Source organism: Bacillus sp. FSL L8-0358 (genome assembly GCF_038593095.1).
Taxonomy (GTDB): Bacteria; Bacillota; Bacilli; order Bacillales; family Bacillaceae; genus Bacillus; species Bacillus subtilis.
This window is the reverse complement of the sequence record NZ_CP151962.1, coordinates 2,910,731-2,933,027: the sequence shown is the minus strand read 5'-3', so window position 1 is coordinate 2,933,027 and position 22,297 is coordinate 2,910,731. Positions and strand designations below refer to the sequence as shown.

Below are 22,297 nucleotides of genomic sequence, written 5' to 3'. Positions count from 1 at the left end.
TGCGCTCGGCCTTAAGAGAGATACACTGGAAAAACGAGCTTGCGGGTCTTTTTAATTCATGGTATGTTGTTAGTCGAAATAATAGATAGAGGTGTCAATCATATGAGAATGCGCCACAAGCCTTGGGCTGATGACTTTTTGGCTGAAAACGCGGATATTGCCATCAGCAATTCTGCTGATTATAAAGGGAAATGGAACACAGTGTTTGGCAACGACAATCCGATCCATATCGAGGTCGGTACAGGAAAAGGCCAATTTATTTCTGGTATGGCCAAACAAAATTCCGACATCAATTATATTGGTATTGAGTTATTTAAAAGCGTCATCGTGACAGCCGTCCAAAAAGTAAAAGACAGCGAAGCGCAGAATGTAAAGCTTCTGAATATAGATGCGGACACGCTGACGGATGTGTTTGAGCCGGGGGAAGTGAAACGGGTCTACTTGAACTTTTCTGATCCTTGGCCGAAGAAACGGCATGAAAAACGCCGCCTGACATATTCCCACTTCCTCAAAAAATATGAAGAAGTAATGGGCAAAGGCGGATCGATTCATTTTAAAACGGACAACCGAGGTTTGTTTGAGTACTCTTTGAAGAGCTTCTCTGAGTACGGCCTGCTGCTGACATACGTCAGTCTCGATTTGCATAACAGCAATCTGGAAGGCAATATTATGACAGAATATGAAGAAAAATTCTCTGCACTCGGCCAGCCGATCTATCGGGCTGAGGTTGAATGGAGAACGTAAAGACAGACTCTGACAGGAGTCTGTTTTTTTTATGGACCGTTTGCTACCATGATGACAGGGGGGATGAAAATGGAAACAATGAAAATTGGTAATATCACGTTGACCTGGCTTGACGGAGGCGTGACGCATATGGACGGAGGTGCCATGTTCGGCGTCGTTCCAAAGCCGCTTTGGTCTAAAAAATATCCAGTCAATGAAAAAAACCAGATTGAACTAAGGACAGACCCTATTTTGATTCAAAAGGATGGGCTCAATATCATCGTTGACGCCGGAATTGGGTCCGGCAAGCTGACTGATAAACAAAAACGAAACTATGGCGTGACACAAGAGTCGAATGTGAAACCCTCATTAGCTGCACTCGGATTAACGGTTGCCGATATAGATGTGATCGCAATGACACACCTTCATTTTGATCATGCATGCGGTTTAACGGAATATGAAGGTGAACGGCTCGTCTCTGTCTTTCCGAATGCAGTGATTTATACATCAGCTGTTGAATGGGACGAAATGCGCCATCCGAATATCAGGTCGAAAAATACGTATTGGAAAGAAAATTGGGAGGCTGTAACTGGCCAAGTCAAAACCTTTGAAGACACCTTAACGATCACAGAGGGTATTACAATGCATCACACCGGAGGCCATAGCGACGGACACAGTGTCCTGATATGCGAGGATGCGGGTGAAACTGCCGTACATATGGCAGATCTGATGCCGACACATGCCCACCGCAATCCGCTATGGGTGCTGGCTTACGATGATTATCCGATGACCTCTATCCCGCAAAAGCAGAAATGGCAGGCGTTCGCAGCAGAAAAAGACGCTTGGTTTATTTTTTATCATGATGCCGAGTATCGCGCCCTTCAATGGGAGGAGGACGGAAGCATCAAAAAGTCAGTTAAGCGAATGAAGCAATAGCATATTTTTATGTTTACCCTGCATGTTTTCCGGCTAATAATGCAAACCTAGTACTAATTATGCTCAGAAAGGAAGAGGCAGGGTGAAACAATTCAGAGTAACAAACGAAGGAGACATTCAAACAACATTAAGAGGCCTTGAAGTGCTCTCTGTTCCTTTTTTGAACAAAGGTGTTGCTTTTACTGAGGAAGAAAGAAAAGAACTTGGTTTAAAAGGCTTTCTGCCGCCCAAGGTATTAACAATTGATGATCAGGCGAAAAGAGCGTATGAACAATATTCCGCACAGCCTGACGATTTGAGTAAAAATGTCTATTTAACGGCGCTGCACGATCGGAATGAAACGTTGTTTTACCGCCTGTTAAATGACCATTTAGGAGAAATGCTCCCGATTGTCTACACACCGACAGTTGGAACGGCAATTCAGAGATACAGCCATGAATACAGAAAACCACGAGGGCTCTATCTGTCAATCGATGACCCGGACGGTATGAAAGAAGCATTTAAACAGTATAAAGATCAAAGCGATACGATCGATTTAATTGTTGCAACTGATGCAGAAGGAATTTTAGGAATCGGTGACTGGGGCGTCGGAGGAATCGCGATTTCTATTGGCAAGCTGGCGGTTTATACAGCGGCTGCGGGCATTGATCCGAGCAGAGTGCTGGCTGTTGTTTTAGATGCGGGGACAAATCAGGAGAGCCTCTTGAACGATCCGCTTTATGTCGGCAACCAGCATTCCAGAGTGCGCGGGGAACGCTATGACCAATTTATTGACGACTACGTTGCGCTGGCGAGAGAAACATTTCCGAATGCATTACTGCATTGGGAGGATTTCGGGGCGAAAAACGCGCGAAGCATTTTGAAACGCTATAAAGATAAAGTGTGTACCTTCAATGATGATATCCAAGGAACTGGCGCTGTTTCTTTGGCCGCAGTCTTATCCTGTGCAAAAGCGTCTAAAGTTCCGCTGAGGGATCACAGAGTTGTTATATTCGGAGCGGGAACGGCAGGAATTGGAATTGCCGAACAGCTGCGGGAAGCATTGGTGCGCGAGGGACTGAGTGAAGAAGAATCATACAAGCGCTTCTGGTGCATAGACAGAAACGGGCTGTTAACAGATGATATGGATCAGCTTCTTGATTTCCAAAAGCCGTATGCTCGTTCGGCTGATGAAGTGAAGGATTATCAGCGGAACGGAGACGGCGGAGGCATTGATCTTCTTGAAGTGGTCCGGCAGGCGAAACCGACGATCCTGATCGGCACATCTACGGTTTCCGGCGCTTTCACTGAAGAAATTGTAAAAGAAATGGCGTCACATGTGAAACGGCCGGCGATTTTGCCAATGTCAAATCCGACAACTCTTTCTGAAGCAAAGCCGGAGGATTTAATCGAATGGACAGAAGGCCGTGCGCTGATCACGACAGGAAGCCCGTTCCCGCCAGTTGAATATAACGGAGTTACGTATCATATCGGGCAGGCAAACAACGCGCTTGTCTTCCCTGGTCTCGGTCTTGGAACGATTGTTACCAAATCAAAATTAATTACCGACGGCATGTTTGAAGCATGTGCCCGGGCAATCGCAGGTATGGTCAATGTCGGGGTGCCTGGCGCGCCGATGCTTCCAAAAGTTGAAGATTTGCGCACTGTTTCGGCAACCGTTGCTGTTGAAGTTGCAAAAACCGCAATGAAGGAAGGCGTCGCTGCGGAAGAGCCTGAAGACATTATACAGGCAGTGCAGGATGCGATGTGGTATCCGGTATACAAACCGATTCGCGCGATATAATAAAAAAGAGCCGCTGCGTAGGCAGCGGCTTCTATTTTTTGCTTGTCCGGTGTTAAGAGGCGATTGTATCAATGACATCAACAATTTCTCCCGTTTTCGCATCCACCATGACTTCATACTGTTCTAATTCTCCGAAAGCTGATCGTGTAATGCCGGTTTTGTATACCTGTACCGTTTCTCCGTTAATATTGTAAGGCTCCGGCTGGGTGTAAATCCATGATCCGTCTATCGGGCCCCGCTGCTTAAAAGCAGACTTTACAATGCGAAGCGCTTTTTCTGAAGAAATATAAGGCTTCATCACATATTGTTTCACAACGACAGCCGTACAAATTCCAAGTCCTGCTCCTAAAAGAAGATGACGCAATTTCAAAATAAAGCACCTCCTGGTTGATCGTACTTTTCATTATACAGAAACAGCCAAATCCTGTTAAGCAATACGCGGCTGATCGAGCAGATTGGGTCAGGGTGCTTGGAAAACTTCATTGTTTCTAATAAAATAAAAGGACTACATAGAAATGAGGGGAAAACATGAATCAAGAAACGAAAGCGCTTTTCCAAACACTGACGCAGCTTCCCGGCGCGCCGGGCAATGAGCATCAGGTTCGTGCTTTTATGAAGCAGGAGCTAGCCAAATATGCCGATGACATCGTTCAGGACAGACTGGGAAGTGTTTTCGGAGTCAGACGAGGCGCAGAGGACACACCGAGAATTATGGTAGCCGGGCACATGGACGAAGTCGGCTTCATGGTGACATCCATTACAGACAACGGGCTGCTCAGATTCCAGACGCTCGGAGGCTGGTGGAGCCAAGTTTTGCTTGCGCAACGGGTTGAAATTCAAACAGATAACGGGCCGGTTCCGGGTGTGATTTCAAGCATACCGCCGCATTTATTGACAGATGCGCAGCGAAACCGTCCGATGGATATCAAAAACATGATGATCGATATTGGAGCGGATGATAAGGAAGACGCCATCAAAATCGGCATTAAACCGGGACAGCAGATTGTGCCTGTTTGTCCGTTTACGACGATGGCGAATGAAAAGAAAATTTTATCAAAAGCATGGGATAACAGATATGGATGCGGCTTAAGCATTGAACTTCTGAAGGAATTACACGGTAAAGAGCTTCCGAATACACTCTATGCGGGTGCAACGGTTCAGGAAGAAGTAGGGCTAAGGGGCGCGCAGACAGCTTCTCATATGATTAAACCGGACTTGTTTTTCGCCCTTGACGCCAGCCCGGCAAACGATATGAGCGGAGACAAAAATGAATTCGGCCAGCTTGGAAAAGGCTTTTTGCTTCGCATTCTTGACAGAACGACAGTCATGCATCGCGGAATGAGGGAATTCGTTCTTGATATGGCTGAAACGCATGATATTCCATATCAATATTTTGTATCCGGCGGGGGAACAGACGCAGGCAAGGTTCATATTTCGAACAGCGGTGTGCCGTCAGCGGTTATCGGAATATGTTCCCGCTATATTCATACAAACGCTTCTATCATTCATATTGATGATTATGCTGCTGCTAAAGAAATGCTCATCAAACTTGTAACAGCCTGCGATAAGCAGACGGTGGATGCGATTAAAGAAAATATGTAGGTTTCATAAAAGCTTGTTGAACGAGCAGTAAGCCCGGATCGACAAGCTTTTTTCTTATTCTGTTTCAAATAGATAGGAAAGAGCCTTAATGGCTTGGTTAACGGTTTCAACCGTAATATTCGCTTTATTGGAAAGCTCTTTTAAAGGATGGTGGAGCGATTCTGGCCGGATGATAATCAGGGGTTTTCCTTTTGCGATCGCATATGAGGCATCCATGGCCGTGTTCCACTGTTTGTACTTTTCGCCAAACAGGGTGATCACAAAGTCTGCTTTATTCATCAGGACGGCGGTTCTGAAGTTGTTGATGTCAGAGGCTTTGTCATCCTTTAAAACGGCATTTGGCTGTACGCCCATAATTTCTTCACCAATATTGTCTGAGCGGTCATGATTCTCCATCGGGCCAACAAACGTAATCGGGAGCTTCAGTGATTTTGTTTTCTCTTTAATTTCCTCGCGCCAATTGCTGTGGATTTCTCCTGCTAAATAGACGATAAACTCCATATAAAATCCCTCCTTATGTATGTCCATCTGTAATTTTTACCCTCATGTACACGATGTTAAACGAAACGAGCTTGATAATGCAAATAAAATATGATAATGATAATGGGAAAGCCAATCTTACATATTCATTCGTTGCATATAAGTGGTTTTGCCTCAAGCAGTTTGGTATGATCCAAATGGACGAGTATCGATAAAAAACATGTAAGAACATAAACAACTGGAGGGATATGAAATGAAAAAAATTGAATCAACTCAAGAGCTGGAAAAAGCGATAAAGGATGATTGGTCTGTATTTATGTTTTCAGCCGATTGGTGCCCGGATTGCCGTTTTGTAGAGCCTTTCCTGCCTGAACTGGAAGCGAATTTCCCTGAATTCACCTACTACTACGTAGACCGTGACAAATTCATTGATACATGTGCAGAGTGGGAAATTTACGGAATCCCAAGCTTTGTGGTGTTTAATGAAGGAAAAGAAGTAAATCGTTTTGTGAGCAAAGACCGCAAAACAAAAGAAGAAATTGAACAGTTTTTAACAGACTCTCTCGCTAAAGCGTAAAGGAGGACATCGGTTTGAAAATGACCTCAAGGAAGCTGTCAGATATACTGAAACAGCGCCTTCAGCACGAGAATCGCTCCTTTCTGTTTGACAGAGAAAAAGACACCCTCCGTGTTGAGGATCAAACGACTAAAAAAGGGATTACGCTCGATTTGCCGCCGATTATTGCAAAATGGGAACTGAAAAAAGACGAAGCCATTGATGAGATCGTGTACTATGTCTCCGAAGCGATGACGGCAATGGAAGGGAAGGCTCAGGAAATGACCGGGAAAGAAACTCGCATTTATCCGGTCATCCGCTCGACTTCCTTCCCGGACAAGTCCAGCGAAGATATTCCGCTCATTTATGACGATCATACCGCAGAGACAAGAATTTATTACGCGCTAGATCTCGGGAAAACCTACCGTTTAATTGACCAGCGCATGCTTGAGAAAGAAAACTGGACAAAAGAGCGGATCAGAGAGACGGCCGCATTTAATCTCCGTTCCCTGCCGACGGTTGTCAAAGAGGATACGGTTGCCGGCAATTACTTTTATTTCTTCAGGGCAAACGACGGATACGACGCAAGCCGGATTTTGAACGAAGCGATCTTAAATGAGTATAAGCAGCATGCAGAAGGTGAGCTGGCGATCTCTGTTCCTCATCAGGACGTTTTGATTCTTGCTGACATCCGGAATGAATCGGGGTATGATATTCTAGGACAAATGTCGATGAGCTTCTTTGCAGGCGGCACCGTCCCGATTACCGCCCTTTCATTTTTGTACAATGAAGGAAAGCTGGAACCGGTGTTTATCCTGGCGAAAAGCCGTCCGAAAAAGGATTAGAAAGGATTTTTACTTATGAACGCTTTTTATAATAAAGAAGGTGTGGGAGACACGCTCCTGATCTCTCTTCAAGATGTGACACGCGAACAATTAGGCTATGAAAAACACGGCGACGTCGTCAAAATTTTCAATAACGAAACAAAAGAAACAACGGGCTTCAACATTTTCAACGCGTCTTCTTACTTGACCATTGATGAAAACGGCCCTGTTGCGCTCTCAGAAACATTCGTGCAAGACGTGAATGAGATTTTAAACAGAAACGGCGTTGAAGAAACATTAGTCGTTGATTTATCTCCGAAGTTTGTTGTGGGGTATGTAGAATCAAAAGAAAAACATCCGAATGCGGATAAATTAAGCGTATGTAAAGTCAACGTAGGAGAAGAAACGCTTCAGATCGTCTGCGGCGCGCCTAACGTTGACCAAGGCCAAAAAGTTGTCGTTGCCAAAGTCGGTGCTGTGATGCCTAGCGGACTTGTCATTAAGGATGCAGAGCTTCGCGGCGTTCCGTCAAGCGGAATGATCTGCTCAGCGAAAGAGCTTGATTTGCCGGATGCCCCTGCTGAAAAAGGCATCCTTGTGTTAGAAGGAGACTATGAGGCGGGAGACGCATTTCAGTTTTAGACTCCCATAAATCCGCCAAAAAAAACGAATCATGTGAAAAGCCGCTAAGCCCTTGTTTAGCGGCTTTGTTTCTGCTGATAGCTTAATCTTTTCTGGGCCGACCAGCAGTGGTATACTAAAAACCGTCCCAGAAAACTATAAGGGAGTTAGAGATAAATTATGAGTTGGCTTCATAAATTTTTTGATTTGTTTTTAGGCGAAAGCGAAGAGGATGCTGAACGGGAGACAAAACCCGCTCAAATTCCGCAGCAACAAGAAGTACATCATCCTGAAGGACAATTAAAAAGATTGGAAGATCCTAAAATATATTATGAATATCCAAAAGGCAAATTCCGTTTTCCAGTCGTGCCTGACGGATACAAAAATCATGACCTGAGAAGGCGCCACACACCATCGGACGAACCGAAATCCGCGCCTCGTCCAAGTGCTGCACCTTACAGAGAGCGTCCCAGAAATGAAGAAGAGCAGCATACATATCAAGCATCAGAGCCGGCGAAGAAACCGTTTAAACCGACAAATATCCCTTCGCCTGTCTATGGATTCAATCAAAAACCATCTGTTAAAAAGGATGTGCCGAAAAAGCCTTCTGAAACATTGAACGAACCGGATAAATCGGTAAAAGAGAAGGTAACACTGCTGTCAGAAGAGATCGAACGTGAACGCGGCTATCCTGCTTCAGACACACAGGCGCATTCCAAAAAAGAAAGTCCTTTCTTCACGGATACCCAATTTGAAAAACAGCCTTCTGGCGGTTTAAACAGAAAGGATACGGAGTATGATGAGGCGCTGGCGAAACGGCCAGCCGAGCCGTCAGGTAACAAAGTGCCAATTGAGTCAGGCGTTCAACAGCCGGAAAAAGAGGAGCCTTTATTCCCAGCTGAACATGCCGAAGAGCAAACACCGCCTGAGATGCTCACAGATACGGCGGCTGAAGGGCTTTCAGACAGTGAAGTAGGCCGCGAAGAGCCTGCAGCGGCTGAGGAAGAACAAAGGGAGCAGCGGTCAGAGAAATATGAAGAGCCTGTTTTCTCCGCTGAACTTGATGAAGAGCAAACAGCTCCTGAATCTCAGACTGAGTCAGTATCGGAGGATGAAAAAGCAAAAGAGCCGTCAGACAGCCCAGTATACAATCATCATGAAAACGCGGAAGAAGGTGCTGAGTCCCCGTTCGTTCAAGAAGAACAAATGGACATTCGTCAGGAAGAGCCTTTATTTACTGATCATGAGTATTCATCAGAGGCTCTGGCTCAAGCAGAAACTGTGGCAAAAGAATCAGAAGAGCCGTCAGACAGCATAATAAATAATCATTATGACATCCTGGGAGAGGCTCAGGAAACGAAGATAGATGTTCAGCCAGACAGCCATACAGAGCCTGAGAAAACTGAACGCTTGGAGCAGGGTTCCAAATCGTTTTCTGCAACCCTTGAAAACCGGCAGGAAATTCGCGCAGACAAACCTCGCGAAGCTTCAGAAGAGCCGAAAAAAAGGTCTGGTGTACAGGAGAAAAGGACCGAACAAAGCGCATCTTCTCAAAAAGGGCCATCCGTTCCTTTTAATGTGATGATGCTGAAAAGAGATACGCATAAACAGCAAAAAGCAGAGGAGCGCCGCGGCAGCTATGTATTTCCGAATGTTGCACTGCTTGATGTCCCGCCAGCGCAGGTTCAAGATGATACTGCGTGGATCGAAGAACAGCGTCAGCTTCTTGATTTGACCTTGAAAAATTTCAATGTCCGCGCCAATGTGGTCCATGTAACCCAGGGTCCGTCTGTCACGAGATTTGAAGTGCATCCTGAACCAGGTGTAAAGGTGAATAAAATCACCAACTTGTCCGATGATATTAAACTCAGTCTCTCAGCGAGAGATATTCGGATTGAAGCGCCGATTCCGGGGAAAAACACGATCGGAATAGAAGTGCCGAACCGCACGAGCAAGGTGGTTGATTTGCGCCAGATGATTCGCAGCTCAGCTTTCAGGACAAGCAAGTCACCGCTCACAGCTGCGCTGGGATTAGATATTTCGGGAAATCCTGTCGTTATCGACTTGAAGAAAATGCCGCATGGCTTGATTGCCGGCGCTACAGGCTCCGGAAAAAGCGTATGCATCAATACAATATTAGTCAGCCTGCTTTATAAAGCTGACCCGAGTGAGGTAAAGGTGCTGCTGATTGATCCGAAAATGGTAGAGCTGGCCCCTTACAATAAAATTCCTCACCTCGTCAGCCCGGTCATTACTGACGCCAAAGCGGCTACCGCTGCTTTAAAATGGGTCGTTGAGGAAATGGAGCGCCGCTATGAGCTTTTTGCCCATTCAGGTGTCCGCGACATTGACCGCTTTAATCAATTAACCGCTGAACACCAAATGGGTGAAAAGCTGCCATATTTAGTTGTCATTATTGATGAGCTTGCAGATTTGATGATGGTGGCTCCAAACGATGTGGAAGAAAGCATTGCGCGGATCGCCCAAAAAGCCAGAGCGTGCGGTATCCATCTTCTCGTCGCAACTCAGCGTCCGTCAGTCGATGTCATTACAGGTCTGATTAAGGCGAATATCCCAACGAGAATCGCCTTTTCTGTCTCAAGCCAGGTTGATTCCCGAACAATTATTGACATAGCCGGTGCAGAAAAGCTTCTCGGAAAAGGAGATATGCTCTTTTTGGAAAACGGCTCGGGAAAACCGGTCCGTCTGCAAGGTAACTTTGTGTCAGACCGGGAAATCGACCGCGTTGTTTCCCACGTCAGAAGCCAAATGCCGCCGACCTATTTATTTGAACAAGAAGAGCTCGTAAGACAAGGATCAGCCCTGAAAGAAGAGGACGAACTGTTTTACGAAGCGTGTGAGTTTGTTGTAGAGCAAAACAGTGCGAGCACTTCAAGCCTGCAAAGAAGATTCAGAATCGGTTACAATCGTGCGGCAAGGCTGATCGACATGATGGAAGCGGAAGGCATGATCTCTGAGGCAAAAGGAAGCAAGCCTCGAGAGGTGCTGATCACAGCAAGTGATTTAATAAACGAATAATATGGGTTCATTTTCACACCAAACATGGTATGATAGTGTTTAGAGCATTTAACAGCTATGCCGCTTTACAGCAGCTGTGCATAGACAAATCTTGATATCTGGGTTTAATCGGAAAGAAATAACCTGATACTAAACATAACAAAACATATAAAATACGCCGCTAAGGGAGGCTTTTCAGCCGCCGCGGTCGCAAATTGAAATGAGCGTCATATACTGGGGAACAGATAGACGTTTGTTGGAGGTACAATTATGACTGTTTATCATTTTGTTGGAATAAAAGGGACCGGTATGAGTCCGCTTGCCCAAATACTTCATGATAATGGATATACTGTCCAAGGATCGGATATCGAAAAATTTATTTTTACGCAATCAGCGCTTGAAAAAAGAAATATTACGATTCTTCCTTTTAGCGCGGAAAATATTAAACCCGGCATGACAGTCATCGCCGGAAACGCATTCCCAGACACGCATCCTGAAATAGAAAAAGCGATGTCTGAGGGAATTCCGGTGATACGTTATCATAAGTTCTTAGGCGACTACATGAAAAAATTCACGAGTGTTGCCGTTACGGGCGCACACGGCAAAACGTCGACTACGGGTCTGCTGGCTCACGTGATCCAAAACGCAAAACCGACGTCTTTCTTAATCGGAGACGGAACAGGCCAGGGAAATGAAAACAGCGAATATTTTGTGTTTGAAGCGTGCGAATACCGCCGCCATTTCTTAAGCTATCAGCCGGATTACGCGATTATGACGAATATTGATTTTGATCACCCTGATTACTTCTCAAGCATTGACGATGTATTTGACGCTTTCCAAGAGATGGCTCTTCAAGTCAACAAAGGCATTATTGCCTGCGGAGACGATGAGCATCTGCCGAAAATCCATGCGAACGTCCCGGTTGTGTATTACGGCACGGGGGAAGAAAATGATTTTCAAGCCAGAAACATCGTAAAAAGCACGGAAGGGACAACTTTTGATGTCTTTGTCCGCAATACGTTCTATGATACGTTTTATATTCCTGCGTACGGCCACCACAATGTATTAAACTCATTGGCGGTCATTGCGTTATGCCATTATGAAGAAATTGATTCCAGCATCATTAAGCATGCTCTCAAATCCTTTGGGGGCGTCAAACGCAGATTCAATGAGAAGCAGCTTGGGGATCAAGTGCTGATCGATGACTATGCTCATCATCCGACAGAAATAAAAGTGACAATTGAGGCGGCAAGACAGAAATATCCTGATCGGGAAATTGTCGCGGTATTTCAGCCTCATACATTTACACGGACGCAGCAGTTTCTTGACGAATTTGCAGAAAGCCTGAGCGGCGCTGACTGTGTGTATTTATGCGATATTTTCGGCTCAGCCCGTGAGAATGCCGGAAAGCTGACGATCGGTGATCTCCAGGGAAAAATTCATAATGCCAAGCTGATTGAAGAAGATGACACATCTGTTTTAAAAGCTCATGATAAAGCCGTTCTCATCTTTATGGGAGCAGGAGATATCCAAAAATATATGAGAGCCTACGAAAACGTCATGGCATAATAAAAAGCAGTGATCTCACTGCTTTTTATTTATCTGATGGGAAAGCTTATTAAAGGATTTTCTTACATAACGGAGAATAGTATGTATACAGCCCAGTACACATGTTTATGATTGAAGAAAACGGGTAAACAGCAGTATATCCTGCAGCAAGGAGGTTTGAGATGATTATTATTCTTTATTTGAGCGTTGCACTCATCGCAGTTGCATTTCTCGTATTAGTGATCTACTTGTCTAAAACATTGAAGTCACTGCAGCTGACACTAAAAAACGTCGCATCCACTCTTGAAGGGCTGGAGGGACAAATGAAGGGCATCACAACTGAAACAGCCGAGCTTTTACATAAGACCAACCGCCTGGCTGAAGATATTCAGGAAAAATCAGAAAAGCTGAACACGGTCGTTCATGCTGTTCAAGGAGTGGGAGCTTCTGTACAGCAGTTCAATACATCCATGAAACAAGCGGCAGGGTCTGTATCGGCATCAGTTAGAGAAAATCAAGATAAGATCAATCAAGTTGTCACATGGAGTCAAGCAGCAATGGAAATTTGGGAGAAATGGAAGCAAAAGAAAAAATCAGCCCTGTAAGAGAAAAAAATACTAAGAGGAGGAATAATGATGAGCAAAGATGGAATTAATAGTAAAGATTTTTTAATCGGAACTTTAATCGGGGGAATCATCGGTGCCACTACAGCTCTTTTTCTAGCGCCTAAATCAGGCAAAGAACTTCGCGACGATCTCGGCAGCCAAGCTGTTGCTTTACGGGACAAAACTGATAAAATGACGGCAGATGCGAAGGAAAAAGGCACGCAATATGTCAGCATCGCAAAAGATAAAACTTCCAACATCACACAGCTTGTAGCGGATCAGTCTGGGCAGATCATGAACAAGGTAAAGGATTTAAGAGACCGTTCCAAATCTGACAAAACGGATTCATCGACTGCAATGCAAGATATGAGGGAAGAAGCGATGCAGGCGGCTGATGAAACAAAAGATCAAGTCCTCCAGACGAAAGAAGATGTAAAAGACGAACTGAAAGATGCACAAAAACAGGCTGAGCAGTTGAATCGCTGAGCAGGGAAGGAAGAGCTTGAGTCATGGCTAAACAGCTTATTCAATCTGAGGAAGAATTTAAACGGATTGCAGAACAGGAAGGCGTTTTCGTCTTCTTTAAACACAGCACCACATGCCCGATCAGCCAGGCAGCATTTCATGAGTTTGATGCCTTTGCAAATCAGCATGAGGATGTGCCGGCTTACTATCTTCAAGTACAAGAAGCCCGGCCGCTGTCCAATTTCATTGCAGAAACATATGGGGTCAAGCATGAAAGCCCTCAGATATTCATCATCCAGAACGGTGAAGTGAAATGGCATACCTCACATTCACAAATTACAGAAGCCGCTATTGAGCAGCATTTGTCATAGAAAAAAGCGTCCAGATATCATCTGGCGCTTTTTTTTTGTAAAAAACCCTTGAACATTGCCCTCACATCATGTAGGATAGCTTCATAGATTACTTTATCACTTAAAAGCGTTTGGGTAATAAAGTAGAGTTTTTATAAAATTTTTTGTATTTCAGTATTTCCATTTGGAATTACTTATAGTAAGATGCATGATAACTACAAAATAAAAAATGAATGTGCAGGGAAAGGATGAAAAAAATGAGCAACACAGAGTTAGAGCTTTTAAGGCAGAAAGCAGACGAATTAAACCTACAAATTTTAAAACTAATCAACGAACGCGGAAATGTTGTAAAAGAGATCGGTAAAGCGAAGGAAGCACAGGGTGTCAACCGATTTGACCCTGTCAGAGAACGCACAATGTTGAACAATATCATTGAAAACAATGACGGGCCGTTCGAAAATTCAACCATCCAGCACATTTTTAAAGAGATATTCAAAGCCGGTTTAGAGCTTCAGGAAGAAGATCACAGCAAAGCGCTGCTTGTCTCCCGCAAGAAAAAACCTGAAGATACAATTGTTGATATCAAAGGCGAAAAAATCGGAGACGGCCAGCAAAGATTCATTGTCGGCCCATGTGCGGTAGAGAGCTATGAGCAGGTAGCTGAAGTCGCTGCAGCTGCGAAAAAACAAGGGATTAAAATTTTGCGCGGTGGAGCCTTTAAGCCTCGTACGAGCCCATACGATTTCCAAGGGCTTGGTGTTGAAGGCCTTCAAATTTTAAAACGTGTAGCGGATGAATTTGATCTGGCGGTTATCAGTGAAATCGTAACTCCGGCTCATATCGAAGAAGCGCTGGACTACATTGATGTCATTCAAATCGGAGCGCGCAACATGCAAAACTTCGAATTGCTGAAGGCGGCCGGCGCAGTGAAAAAGCCAGTGCTTCTGAAACGTGGTCTTGCTGCAACGATCTCTGAATTCATCAATGCTGCTGAATACATCATGTCACAAGGAAATGACCAAATTATCCTTTGTGAGCGCGGAATCAGAACATATGAAACAGCAACGAGAAACACGCTGGATATTTCAGCTGTGCCGATTTTGAAACAAGAAACGCATTTGCCAGTCTTTGTTGATGTTACGCATTCAACAGGCCGCCGTGACCTCTTGCTTCCGACAGCTAAAGCCGCTTTAGCGATCGGTGCAGATGGCGTAATGGCTGAGGTTCACCCTGATCCGTCAGTCGCACTTTCTGACTCTGCTCAGCAAATGGCGATTCCTGAATTCGAAAAATGGCTGAATGAACTGAAGCCAATGGTGAAAGTCAACGCTTAATTGAACAATCCAAAAGGCCGCGCCTGCGGCCTTTTTTTATGCTTTCTCGTTTATTTAGTTATAAAAACCAAGTATACGTTTTCATCATCTATAAAAACGTGTATAATTTCATGAGAAGTAATTAAATTTGATGAATAATGAAAAATAATGTACACTACTGACTTACGCTTACAAATCATAAACGACATAAATTCGGACATTATGACATTTCTCTACATAAAGTGTTTATGCTATAGATAAGGATAAGTGTATCCAGTAAAAGGAGTGGTTTTAGGATGAGCAATATTACGATCTACGATGTAGCGAGAGAAGCTAATGTAAGCATGGCAACCGTTTCCCGTGTCGTGAACGGCAACCCGAATGTAAAACCGACAACGCGGAAAAAAGTCTTGGAAGCCATTGAACGTCTCGGTTACCGTCCAAACGCGGTGGCAAGAGGGCTGGCAAGTAAAAAAACAACAACTGTAGGTGTCATCATTCCCGATATCTCAAGCATTTTCTATTCAGAGCTTGCACGCGGAATTGAAGATATCGCGACAATGTATAAATACAATATTATTTTGAGCAACTCTGACCAAAACATGGAGAAAGAGCTGCACTTGTTAAACACAATGCTCGGCAAACAAGTGGACGGCATCGTGTTTATGGGCGGAAACATTACGGACGAGCATGTGGCGGAATTTAAGCGTTCCCCAGTGCCGATCGTACTTGCTGCTTCTGTAGAAGAGCAGGAGGAAACACCGTCAGTCGCTATCGATTACGAACAGGCGATTTATGATGCCGTGAAGCTTTTGGTTGATAAAGGACATACAGACATCGCGTTCGTTTCCGGACCAATGGCCGAACCGATCAACCGTTCGAAAAAACTCCAAGGCTACAAACGTGCGCTTGAAGAAGCGAACCTTCCGTTTAATGAACAATTTGTAGCTGAAGGGGATTACACATATGATTCCGGACTCGAAGCACTGCAGCATCTGATGAGCCTGGATAAAAAACCGACAGCCATTCTTTCTGCAACTGATGAAATGGCACTGGGCATTATCCATGCTGCTCAGGATCAGGGCTTATCCATTCCGGAGGATCTCGACATTATCGGTTTTGATAATACAAGATTAAGCCTTATGGTTCGCCCGCAGCTTTCAACAGTTGTTCAGCCGACATATGATATTGGCGCCGTTGCGATGAGACTGCTGACGAAGCTCATGAATAAAGAGCCGGTTGAAGAGCATATCGTCGAACTGCCGCACCGTATAGAGCTAAGAAAGTCAACCAAGTCATAAGAAAAACAAAGAGCAAGCTTCACCTTTAAGGTGAATTCTTGCTTTTTTCATGGGGAGAAATGATGAAACGTTTTGATTATCTTACACCTGTTGGATTTGTGTTAGGAACGATTATTATTGTTATTGGGATTATTTCGGGATCGGGAGTAAGCGGTTTCCGCTCTTTTCTTGATCTGACCTCTTTCTTCATCGTAACAGGGGGACTTTGCGCCGCTGTTTTTATCAGTTTTCCGCCAAGAGAGCTGAAAAAAGCGCCCTCTGTGTTAAAGCAGGCATTCATCCGCCAGGAAGACAATGTGAAAGATCTTGTGAAAACCTTTGTCTCCCTTTCCGATCACGCGCGAAAACACGGGCTTTTATCATTGGATGATCAAGCTCGGGAAATCAAAGATCCATTCTTGAAAAAAGGGCTGCTTTTAGCGATTGACGGCTGGGATGAAGAAACGATTCGGCTCGTCATGGATTCAGAAATCGCAGCAATGGAGGAACGGCACCGAAAAGGGCGGCGAGTTTTTGAAAAAGCGGGAGAATTCGCTCCGGCGTGGGGAATGATCGGAACACTCGTCGGGCTTGTGCTGATGCTCAAAAACTTAAACGACCCGCATATGCTCGGACCAAACATGGCCATTGCGCTTCTGACGACTTTATATGGTTCATTACTGGCAAATATGGTCTTCAACCCGATCGCGGCTAAGCTTGAAGAGAAAACAGAAAGTGAAATTTTCATCAAGCAGGTAATGGTGGAAGGGATTATCGGTGTTCAATCCGGAAAAAACCCGCGCAACCTTGAAAGCCAGCTGGTCGTTTTCAGCTCACGGGAAGAATGGCAGAAGCAGCCAAAACAAGTAAAAACAAAAAAGGGATCTGTACATGAAGCTTAGAAGAGAACGTTTTGAAAGAAGGAATGGAAGCGGAAAAAACAGTCAATCTTCGTCCAGCTGGATGGTAACCTTTACAGATCTGATCACTTTGATCCTTGTGTTCTTTATTTTACTCTTTTCGATGTCCCAAATTGATCTGCAAAAATTCAAAGCGGCAGTGGACTCGATCCAGAAGGAAGGCAACGGGCTTCAGCCGGACCAAACATCCATAGAAAAAAAGAATACATCCCCATCTGATACGAAGAAGCAAGAGGATCAGCAGGATCAGCTTCTCAAGAAAGTAAATACATATATAAAAGACAATCATTTGAAGGCCCAAATGACAGCCAAACGGGATGAACGCGGTGTCGTGCTCGTTCTTCAGGAGGCTGTGCTGTTTGATACAGGTGAGGCAAAGGTGCTGAAAAATGCCGAAACACTTCTTCACCAAATTGCCGTTCTTCTTCAAACAATTCCAAATGACATTCAGGTGGAGGGGCATACAGACAGCCGAAACATTTCGACATACCGATACCCGTCGAACTGGGAGCTATCAGCAGCACGGGCAAGTGGAGTTATTCAATACTTCACGTCTAAAGAGAAGCTTCCCTCCAAGCGCTTTATTGCTGTCGGTTATGCGGATACAAAGCCGGTGAAGGATAACAAGACAAATGAACACATGAAGGAAAATCGGCGTGTGGAAATAGTGATCAAAAAATCAAAAACGACCTCTTCGTAAAGGTCGTTTTTTACTTTGTTCTTTGCTGTTCAGAACGTATCGCATATAATGCTTTGCTGACAGTTTGGGCATTTTTTTCTGTAATTTCAGGCTTGCGGGGAATCGGAGGATATAAATCAGCCGGATCGCTCCAGCTCGACGGAAGGGCCACGGGGCATTGTTTTTGCCATTTAGCAATCCATTCCGGCGGGACCTCGTGTCCCGGATCAATTCCCTTCATTTCAAGCCATATTCTGGCCCAGGCGCGGGGCACGACACGCCAAATATCATATCCGCCGCCTCCGACTGCAATCCATTTCCCTCCGCAATATTGATGAGCCAAAGTGTGTGCAAGACGGGGGATTTCTTCGTATATATTGATTGTTGCTGATAAATGCGTCAGCGGATCGTAGTAATGGGCATCGGCGCCGTTTTGGCTGATAATGACATCAGGCTCGAAATACGCGGCGACTTCTGAAGCTGCTGTCCGGTAAGCCTCAAGAAAAGAATCATCCTCTGTAAAAGCGTCAAGCGGGATATTAAAGGAATAGCCATATCCTTTTCCGCTGCCTTTTTCTTGGATCTGGCCGGTTCCAGGGAATAAATACCTTCCTGTTTCATGAATGGACAGCGTGCATACGTCAGGATTATCGTAAAATGTAAATTGCACACCGTCCCCGTGGTGGGCGTCCGTATCAATATAAAGCACTCTGGCGCTATATTTTTTCTGGATATATTGAATCGCCACAGCGCTGTCGTTGTATATGCAGAATCCTGATGCTCTCCCGCGAAAGCCATGATGAAGCCCTCCACCAAGGTTTGCCGCATGCAGGGCTTGTCCTGACATGACCCAGTCTGCGGCCGTTAAAGTGCCGCCGACCAAGAGGGATGCCGCTTCGTGCATGCCGGCAAAGACGGGTGTGTCTTCAGTGCCGAGCCCGTAGCTTTCTCCTTCTTCAGCGGGAAGCTTTCCGGCGCCCGCAAGCTTTACGGCCTGAATGTAATCGTCCGTGTGGACAAGGGAAAGCTCCTCTTCCGAAGCGAGTCTGGGGGTGATAATGTCTCCATCATCAAAGGCATTGATCGTCTTAAGCAAATCATATGTTAACAGAACCCGCTGCTGATTAAAGGGATGCTCCTGATGAAACATATAGGTTTGGTAGGATGGAGAATAGATAAATACACTGTCTCTCATAGCAGATCCCTTTGCTCTGACGGCCATACGACGTGGTGTCCATTTCTTTGTAATGCCTGCAAAAACGGCAGCGGATTCATCGTTTTTACACGGAAGACAAGCACTTTTACACCGGGATCGTCATGCGGATAAACAAGCACGCTTAATATTTTCACTTGAAGGTCTTGGCAAAGACTGCTGATCTCAGCGAGGCTTTTGGTGATGTCGTTTACTTTTATCTCAATTTGCGATCCCGGCTGGTCAGCGCCTGTCAATTTGACAAACGTCCGCAGCAAATCGGTTTTTGTTAAAATGCCTATTAATTTTTGATGGTGTACCACTGGAAGGCAGCCGATGCCATGCTCGTAGAACACGGCTGATATTTCTTCGACAAAATCTAACGGATGGGCGCAGACAACATCTTTTTTCATAATTGAATCTACGCTTCGTGTGAGAAATAGGCTTCGTTTGTTTTCTTCAAAAATACTCGGGCTGGCCTGTTTCATGTCTCTGTCTGTAATCATGCCGATCACGTGTCGTTCTTCATCTACAACAGGCAGATGCCTGATATGGAATTCCTTCAGTTTGCATATTGCTGTTTCAAGCGTATCCGTCTTCGTTAATGTAATGACATCTCTTTTCATGATTTGCTCAACAATCATTATTTTTTCCCCTTTGCCAGTGTCAGTTAATACATATAACGATGATAAAAACGGAGCCTGTCAAATTGCTCAATTGATTCTTGGCTGACGTTTTTTCCGATGCGGGCCATCAGACAGTTTGCAGGGTGGGAGCTGATCTCCGGCTCATCCGTTGCAAACCAGACCAATCCGCCTGCATTCATCATCTTTTCCATGATCTTTCTGTATTCCCACACATCTTTTTTCATCCCTTTTAAATCCCAATGCCAGTAATATTCTGTCGTCATCACAATGTAGTTTTCCATTTGTTCATCCATCATGCTGACGGTCAGGAGCGTCTTTCCGACAGCGCATCCCCGATAGTCCGGCGCTACTTCGATGGCTCCGAGCTCAATCAAATCCTCCATATTTCCTTCAGACCATCTTTCGAGCGGGTCAGGATATAAATACGTGACATAGCCGACAATGGTTCGGCCGTCTCTGGCAATAATAATGCGCCCTTCGGGAAGGCCTGCAATGTCGACTAGCGCTTCATGCTGCTCGCGAGGCGGACGAAATGCGGTTAAATCTTTATGAAACTCATAACCTGCCAAATCCTCTGGAGAGACAGGCCCTTCTATCAGTAAAGAGCCGGTTGCTGTTTTGATGTTTGCTGAATGGTATGTTTTATGATGTTCCACTAATTCACCGTCCCATCAATTCTTATAAAAATACATGTCTTCTTTAAGAATACCAAATTATAAAGCGTTTTCAACATGGTTTATATTTTAAAAATTGAGAAGAATATGAATATATACTATAATAATTGTGACAACTTCAGCAAAGGGGGATGTTTGGGCATGAATTTGAAAGCGTTACCAGCAATAGAGGGGGATCATAACTTAAAAAACTATGAAGAAACGTACCGGCATTTTGATTGGGCCGAGGCAGAGAAACATTTCTCTTGGCATGAGACAGGGAAACTGAATGCGGCGTATGAAGCGATTGACCGCCATGCCGAATCGTTTCGAAAAAACAAAGTAGCGCTTTATTATAAAGACGCAAAAAGGGATGAAAAATACACATTTAAAGAAATGAAGGAAGAATCAAACAGAGCCGGGAATGTGCTGAGACGGTATGGAAATGTGGAAAAAGGGGACCGCGTTTTTATTTTTATGCCGAGATCACCCGAGCTTTATTTTATTATGCTAGGCGCAATCAAAATTGGCGCCATCGCCGGGCCGCTGTTCGAAGCATTTATGGAGGGAGCGGTGAAAGACCGGCTTGAAAACAGTGAGGCAAAGGTTGTTGTCACAACACCTGAGCTGCTGGAGAGAATACCGGTAGACAAACTGCCTCACTTGCAGCATGTCTTCGTAGTCGGGGGAGAGGCTGAGAGCGGCACGAATATCATCAATTATGATGAAGCAGCGAAACAGGAAAGCACAAGACTGGATATCGAATGGATGGATAAAAAAGACGGCTTTCTGCTTCACTATACATCAGGTTCCACTGGTACGCCAAAGGGCGTGCTGCATGTCCATGAAGCGATGATTCAGCAATATCAAACAGGAAAGTGGGTCCTTGATTTAAAGGAAGAAGACATTTATTGGTGCACGGCTGATCCAGGCTGGGTGACAGGTACGGTATATGGCATTTTTGCACCGTGGTTGAACGGAGCGACAAATGTCATCGTCGGCGGACGTTTCAGCCCGGAAAGCTGGTATGGAACGATTGAACAGCTTGGCGTCAATGTCTGGTACAGCGCGCCGACCGCTTTTCGGATGCTGATGGGAGCGGGAGATGAAATGGCTGCGAAATATGACCTAACTTCACTCCGGCATGTGCTCAGTGTCGGTGAGCCGCTAAATCCGGAAGTTATCAGATGGGGACATAAAGTTTTTAACAAACGAATTCATGATACATGGTGGATGACAGAAACGGGCAGTCAGCTCATCTGCAACTATCCTTGCATGGATATTAAACCGGGTTCAATGGGTAAGCCGATTCCAGGAGTGGAGGCAGCGATCGTTGACAATCAAGGCAACGAGCTACCGCCATACCGAATGGGCAATCTCGCCATCAAAAAGGGCTGGCCTTCCATGATGCATACCATTTGGAATAACGCTGAGAAGTATGAATCGTATTTCATGCCGGGCGGCTGGTATGTGTCTGGGGATTCTGCTTACATGGATGAAGAGGGATACTTTTGGTTCCAAGGCAGAGTTGATGACGTCATCATGACCTCCGGTGAGCGCGTCGGCCCATTTGAAGTGGAAAGCAAGCTTGTCGAACATCCGGCTATTGCAGAAGCAGGCGTAATCGGAAAGCCTGACCCGGTGCGTGGAGAAATCATTAAAGCCTTTATTGCACTCAGGGAAGGATTTGAGCCGTCTGATAAACTGAAAGAAGAGATCCGCCTATTTGTAAAGCAGGGTCTTGCAGCCCATGCGGCTCCGCGTGAGATCGAATTTAAAGATAAGCTTCCGAAAACCCGAAGCGGAAAGATCATGAGGCGCGTGCTGAAGGCATGGGAGCTTAATCTGCCGGCTGGAGATCTGTCAACAATGGAGGATTAAAAGGCGGCGTTGACACAGGATTTTATTTATGTTAAAAATGATATAGCTTCATATGAAAAGGTAAAGATTGAGACAAGTAGAATATCCTTACGTTCCAGAGAGCTGATGGCCGGTGAAAATCAGCACAGACGGATATATCGAATACACTCATGAACCGCTTTTGCAAACAAAGCCGGCCAGGCTTTCAGTAGTGAAAGAACGGACCTGATCCGTTATCAGGC

Annotated in this window: 23 protein-coding genes and 1 other annotated feature (1 of these 24 only partly in view); of the genes, 18 read left to right on the top strand and 5 right to left on the bottom strand. The window is 45.0% G+C overall.

The annotated features are described in order from the left end of the window. Positions 1-102: 102 nt before the first annotated feature. The 3 genes from trmB to NYE49_RS15115 all read left to right on the top strand — a co-directional run bounded on the left by trmB (position 103) and on the right by NYE49_RS15115 (position 3,442). Positions 103-744, top strand: coding sequence for a tRNA (guanosine(46)-N7)-methyltransferase TrmB (gene trmB, locus NYE49_RS15125; protein WP_342410383.1), 642 nt, complete (start codon positions 103-105; stop codon positions 742-744). Positions 745-813: 69 nt separating this feature from the next. Then, positions 814-1,659 (top strand): MBL fold metallo-hydrolase, encoded by an 846-nt coding sequence (locus tag NYE49_RS15120; RefSeq protein WP_047183039.1) that lies wholly within the window; start codon positions 814-816, stop codon positions 1,657-1,659. An 82-nt stretch (positions 1,660-1,741) separates the two neighbouring features. After that, positions 1,742-3,442: an NAD-dependent malic enzyme gene (locus tag NYE49_RS15115; protein WP_047183038.1), complete on the top strand. Its 1,701-nt coding sequence runs from the start codon at positions 1,742-1,744 to the stop codon at positions 3,440-3,442. Between the two features lie 52 nt (positions 3,443-3,494). Here NYE49_RS15115 and NYE49_RS15110 read toward each other — a convergent pair whose 3' ends face one another. Further along, entirely contained in the window at positions 3,495-3,812 is a 318-nt protein-coding gene (locus tag NYE49_RS15110) for a PepSY domain-containing protein (protein WP_014477682.1), read from the bottom strand. A 158-nt stretch (positions 3,813-3,970) separates the two neighbouring features. Here NYE49_RS15110 and NYE49_RS15105 point away from each other — a divergent pair, with 158 nt between their 5' ends. Next, entirely contained in the window at positions 3,971-5,044 is a 1,074-nt protein-coding gene (locus NYE49_RS15105) for a M42 family metallopeptidase (protein ID WP_015384391.1), read from the top strand. 54 nt (positions 5,045-5,098) lie between these two features. Here the strand turns inward: NYE49_RS15105 and NYE49_RS15100 are convergent, their stop codons facing one another. Beyond that, positions 5,099-5,545: a YtoQ family protein gene (locus NYE49_RS15100; RefSeq protein ID WP_047183037.1), complete on the bottom strand. Its 447-nt coding sequence runs from the start codon at positions 5,543-5,545 to the stop codon at positions 5,099-5,101. Between the two features lie 77 nt (positions 5,546-5,622). On the opposite strand from NYE49_RS15100, the gene NYE49_RS15095 reads away from it, so the two are divergent. The 13 genes from NYE49_RS15095 (at position 5,623) to motS (ending at position 17,724) form a co-directional block, all read left to right on the top strand. Then, the gene (locus NYE49_RS15095) at positions 5,623-5,739 is read left to right on the top strand and encodes a hypothetical protein (protein WP_004399150.1); all 117 of its coding nucleotides are present in this window, start codon (positions 5,623-5,625) and stop codon (positions 5,737-5,739) included. A gap of 38 nt (positions 5,740-5,777) precedes the next feature. Further along, positions 5,778-6,101: a thioredoxin family protein gene (locus NYE49_RS15090; protein WP_015384390.1), complete on the top strand. Its 324-nt coding sequence runs from the start codon at positions 5,778-5,780 to the stop codon at positions 6,099-6,101. 14 nt (positions 6,102-6,115) lie between these two features. Continuing rightward, on the top strand, positions 6,116-6,925 hold the full coding sequence (locus tag NYE49_RS15085; protein ID WP_009967991.1) for a DUF1444 domain-containing protein: 810 nt from the start codon (positions 6,116-6,118) through the stop codon (positions 6,923-6,925). A 15-nt stretch (positions 6,926-6,940) separates the two neighbouring features. Further along, the gene (gene ytpR, locus NYE49_RS15080; RefSeq protein ID WP_003229269.1) at positions 6,941-7,546 is read left to right on the top strand and encodes a YtpR family tRNA-binding protein; all 606 of its coding nucleotides are present in this window, start codon (positions 6,941-6,943) and stop codon (positions 7,544-7,546) included. A gap of 159 nt (positions 7,547-7,705) precedes the next feature. After that, entirely contained in the window at positions 7,706-10,564 is a 2,859-nt protein-coding gene (sftA, locus tag NYE49_RS15075; protein ID WP_047183036.1) for a DNA translocase SftA, read from the top strand. A 249-nt stretch (positions 10,565-10,813) separates the two neighbouring features. Further along, positions 10,814-12,112 carry a UDP-N-acetylmuramate--L-alanine ligase gene (gene murC, locus NYE49_RS15070; protein ID WP_047183035.1) on the top strand — a complete coding sequence of 433 codons (1,299 nt, stop codon included), beginning with the start codon at positions 10,814-10,816 and terminating at the stop codon, positions 12,110-12,112. Positions 12,113-12,273: 161 nt separating this feature from the next. Next, positions 12,274-12,696, top strand: coding sequence for a DUF948 domain-containing protein (locus NYE49_RS15065; RefSeq protein ID WP_003229276.1), 423 nt, complete (start codon positions 12,274-12,276; stop codon positions 12,694-12,696). Between the two features lie 30 nt (positions 12,697-12,726). Continuing rightward, positions 12,727-13,182: a YtxH domain-containing protein gene (locus NYE49_RS15060; RefSeq protein ID WP_004398549.1), complete on the top strand. Its 456-nt coding sequence runs from the start codon at positions 12,727-12,729 to the stop codon at positions 13,180-13,182. A gap of 23 nt (positions 13,183-13,205) precedes the next feature. Further along, entirely contained in the window at positions 13,206-13,532 is a 327-nt protein-coding gene (gene ytxJ / locus NYE49_RS15055; protein ID WP_015251445.1) for a bacillithiol system redox-active protein YtxJ, read from the top strand. Between the two features lie 236 nt (positions 13,533-13,768). After that, entirely contained in the window at positions 13,769-14,845 is a 1,077-nt protein-coding gene (locus NYE49_RS15050; protein WP_003223454.1) for a bifunctional 3-deoxy-7-phosphoheptulonate synthase/chorismate mutase, read from the top strand. 275 nt (positions 14,846-15,120) lie between these two features. After that, on the top strand, positions 15,121-16,125 hold the full coding sequence (gene ccpA, locus NYE49_RS15045; protein WP_003229285.1) for a catabolite control protein A: 1,005 nt from the start codon (positions 15,121-15,123) through the stop codon (positions 16,123-16,125). A gap of 62 nt (positions 16,126-16,187) precedes the next feature. Beyond that, positions 16,188-17,006, top strand: coding sequence for a flagellar motor protein MotP (gene motP / locus NYE49_RS15040; RefSeq protein ID WP_014477672.1), 819 nt, complete (start codon positions 16,188-16,190; stop codon positions 17,004-17,006). Continuing rightward, positions 16,996-17,724, top strand: coding sequence for a flagellar motor protein MotS (gene motS / locus NYE49_RS15035; RefSeq protein WP_003229290.1), 729 nt, complete (start codon positions 16,996-16,998; stop codon positions 17,722-17,724). Before motP ends, motS begins: the two co-directional genes overlap by 11 nt. Positions 17,725-17,734: 10 nt before the next feature. Here motS and NYE49_RS15030 read toward each other — a convergent pair whose 3' ends face one another. The 3 genes from NYE49_RS15030 to acuA are packed head-to-tail and all read right to left on the bottom strand — an operon-like array spanning position 17,735 to position 20,198. Beyond that, positions 17,735-18,898: an acetoin utilization protein AcuC gene (locus NYE49_RS15030; RefSeq protein WP_047183034.1), complete on the bottom strand. Its 1,164-nt coding sequence runs from the start codon at positions 18,896-18,898 to the stop codon at positions 17,735-17,737. After that, on the bottom strand, positions 18,895-19,539 hold the full coding sequence (locus NYE49_RS15025) for an acetoin utilization AcuB family protein (RefSeq protein WP_003229294.1): 645 nt from the start codon (positions 19,537-19,539) through the stop codon (positions 18,895-18,897). The genes NYE49_RS15030 and NYE49_RS15025 overlap by 4 nt, the downstream gene beginning before the upstream one ends. Before the next feature lie 26 nt (positions 19,540-19,565). After that, the gene (gene acuA, locus NYE49_RS15020) at positions 19,566-20,198 is read right to left on the bottom strand and encodes an acetoin utilization protein acetyltransferase AcuA (protein WP_003229296.1); all 633 of its coding nucleotides are present in this window, start codon (positions 20,196-20,198) and stop codon (positions 19,566-19,568) included. A gap of 159 nt (positions 20,199-20,357) precedes the next feature. Between acuA and acsA the strand changes: the two genes are divergently transcribed. Beyond that, positions 20,358-22,076, top strand: a complete 1,719-nt coding sequence (acsA, locus tag NYE49_RS15015) for an acetate--CoA ligase (protein WP_047183033.1) — start codon at positions 20,358-20,360, stop codon at positions 22,074-22,076. Between the two features lie 54 nt (positions 22,077-22,130). Further along, positions 22,131-22,297, top strand: a binding site (T-box leader) (it continues 70 nt past the right edge of the window).